Source organism: Micromonospora foliorum, assembly GCF_022229015.1.
In the GTDB taxonomy this organism is placed as follows: domain Bacteria; phylum Actinomycetota; class Actinomycetes; order Mycobacteriales; family Micromonosporaceae; genus Micromonospora; species Micromonospora foliorum.
Genome location: NZ_JAKKFF010000208.1, coordinates 1 through 3308, shown reverse-complemented (window position 1 = coordinate 3308; position 3308 = coordinate 1). Strand labels below are relative to the sequence as shown.

Annotated in this window: 1 protein-coding gene; it reads left to right on the top strand. The window is 68.9% G+C overall.

What is annotated here, in order from left to right:
* On the top strand, window positions 1-3308 hold a 3308-nt coding region (locus PSH25_RS16265; protein WP_238659892.1), incomplete at both ends, for a CARDB domain-containing protein.

Sequence of the window (3308 nt, the reverse complement as noted above, 5' to 3'; positions counted from 1 at the left end):
TCAACCCGGCAAGCGGCAACACCGTCACGATCAACTTCAGCTCGACCTCCACCCGCTACGTCCGGATCACCATCACTGCGAACAGCGGCTGGCCGGCCGGGCAGCTCTCCGAGCTGGAGGTGTACGGCAGCGGCGGCACCACCCCCGACACCACCGCGCCGAGCGTTCCGGGCAACCTCTCGTACACCCAGTCCGGCACCACCATCAGCCTCAACTGGGTCGCGTCGACCGACAACGCGGGCGGCAGCGGCATCGCCGGCTACGACGTCTACCGCAACGGCGTGTTCCTCCAGTCCATCGGCAACGTGACCACCTTCAACGACACCCAGCCGGCCACGGCGACCGTGTCGTACCACGTCCGGGCGCGCGACGCCGCGGGCAACCTCTCCGGCAACAGCAACACGGTGACCCGTACCGGCAGTGGTGACACCACCGCGCCGAGCGTCCCGGGGACGCTGTCGCACAGCACGTCGGGCAGCACGATCACGCTCAACTGGGGGGCCTCCACGGACTCCGGTGGCAGCGGGCTCGCCGGCTACAACGTCTACCGGGGCGGCAGCCTGATCGCGACGCTGGGCACCGTGCTCACCTATCAGGACACCCAACCGGCGACGGCGACCGTGTCGTACTACGTCCGCGCCCGCGACGGCGCCGGCAACCTCTCCGCCAACAGCAACACCGTCACCCGGACCGGCAGCAACCCGCCCGCCTGCACCAACGTGGCGCAGGGCAAGAGCATGACGGCGAGCGGCTCCACCTTCAGCTTCACCCCTGACAAGGCGAACGACGGGCAGCTCACCACCTACTGGGAGGGCGCGGCGAGCTACCCGCAGAACCTGACCGTGGCGCTGGGCGCGAACCACTCCGTCTCCGGTGTCACCGTGAAGCTCAACCCGGACCCGGCCTGGGGCACCCGTACCCAGACCATCCAGGTCCTCGGCCGCGACCAGGCGTCGTCCACGTACACCAGCCTGGTGTCGGCGGCGGCCTACCAGTTCGTCCAGGGCACCAACCTGGTGACCATCCCGGTCAGCGCGACCACCGCGGACGTGCAGTTGCGGTTCACCGGCAACACCGGTGCCCCGTCCGGCCAGGTCGCCGAGCTTGAGGTGTGCGGTACGCCGGCGCCCAACCCGGACCTGGTCGTCAGCTCGGTGACCTGGTCGCCCACGTCGCCCAGCGAGGTCTCCCCGGTCACGCTCTCGGCCGTGGTGCAGAACATCGGCTCGGCGTCCGCCGGTGCGACCACTGTGAACTTCAGCCTGGCCGGCGCGGTCGTCGGCAGCGCGTCGGTGGGCGCGCTCGCCGCCGGCGTCTCGACCACGGTGTCGTTCAACGCCGGTACCCGGCCGATGGGCAGCTACGCCGTCTCGGCCGTGGTCGACCCGGCGAACACGATCGTCGAGCAGAACAACGGCAACAACAGCTTCACGGCCGCGTCGCCGCTGGTGGTGGCGCAGGCCCCGGGCCCCGACCTGCAGGTGCTCAGCATCGCCTCGAACCCGTCGAACCCGGCCGTCGGGGCGTCCGTCACCTTCACCGTGGCGGTCCGCAACCGCGGCACCACCGCGACCGGCGCGACCACTGTCACCCGGCTGGTGGCGGGCAGCACCACGCTCAACACCAACACCGCCTCGATCGCCGCCGGCGCGACGGTAAGCGTGGCCGTCAGCGGTAGCTGGACCGCCACCAGCGGTGGCGCCACCATCACCGCCACCGCCGACGCCACGAACGTGGTCACCGAGACCAACGAGACCAACAACGCGTTCAGTCAGTCGATCGTGGTTGGCCGTGGGGCTGCCGTCCCGTACGTCTCCTACGAGGCGGAGGCCGGCCGTTACCAGGGCACGCTGCTCGAGGCCGACCCGCTGCGCACCTTCGGGCACACCAACTTCGCCAGCGAGTCCTCCGGTCGCAAGTCGGTACGGCTCGCCAGCACCGGCCAGTTCGTCGAGTTCACCTCGGCCAACCAGGCCAACTCCATCGTGGTGCGCAACTCCATCCCGGACGCGCCCGGTGGCGGCGGCATCGAGGCGACCATCAGCCTCTACGTCAACGACGTCTTCTCCCGGAAGTTGACCCTGTCGTCGAAGCACAGCTGGCTCTACGGCAACACCGACGGGCCGGAGGCGCTGACCAACACCCCGCAGGCCGACGCCCGGCGGCTCTTCGACGAGTCGAACGCGCTGCTGGCGCAGTCGTACCCGGCCGGCACCCGGTTCAAGTTGCAGCGCGACTCGGGTGACACCGCCTCCTTCTACGTCATCGACATGATCGACCTGGAGCAGGTGGCACCGGCGGCGAGCCAGCCGGCCGGTTGCACCTCGATCACCTCGTACGGTGCGGTCCCGAACGACGGGCTCGACGACACCGCCGCCATCCAGCGGGCGGTGACCGACGACCAGAACGGCGTCATCAGCTGCGTGTGGATCCCCGCCGGGCAGTGGCGGCAGGAGCAGAAGATCCTGACCGACGACCCGCTGAACCGGGGTACGCACAACCAGGTCGGCATCAGCAACGTCACCATCCGGGGCGCCGGCATGTGGCACTCGCAGCTCTACACCCTGACCGAGCCGCAGAACGTGGTGGGCGGCATCAACCACCCCCACGAGGGCAACTTCGGCTTCGACATCGACAAGAACACCCAGATCTCCGACATCGCCATCTTCGGCTCCGGTCGGATCCGCGGCGGTGACGGCAACGCCGAGGGCGGCGTCGGACTGAACGGTCGCTTCGGCACCGGCACCCGGATCAGCAACGTCTGGATCGAGCACGCCAACGTGGGCGTCTGGGTGGGCCGCGACTACGACAACATCCCCGACCTGTGGGGGCCGGCCGACGGGCTGGAGTTCACCGGCATGCGGATCCGCAACACGTACGCCGACGGCATCAACTTCAGCAACGGCACGCGCAACTCGCGGGTGTTCAACTCGTCCTTCCGCACCACCGGTGACGACGCGCTCGCCGTCTGGGCCAACCCGTACGTCAAGGACCGCAACGTCGACATCGCCCACGACAACCACTTCGTCAACAACACCATCCAGTTGCCCTGGCGGGCCAACGGCATCGCCATCTACGGCGGCTACGACAACTCGATCGAGAACAACCTGATCTACGACACCGCCAACTACCCGGGCATCATGCTGGCGACCGACCACGACCCGCTGCCGTTCTCCGGCACGACGTTGATCGCCAACAACGGCCTCTACCGCACCGGCGGCGCCTTCTGGAACGAGGACCAGGAGTTCGGTGCCATCACCCTCTTCCCGGCCACCAGGGACATCGTCGGGGTCACGATCCGCGACACC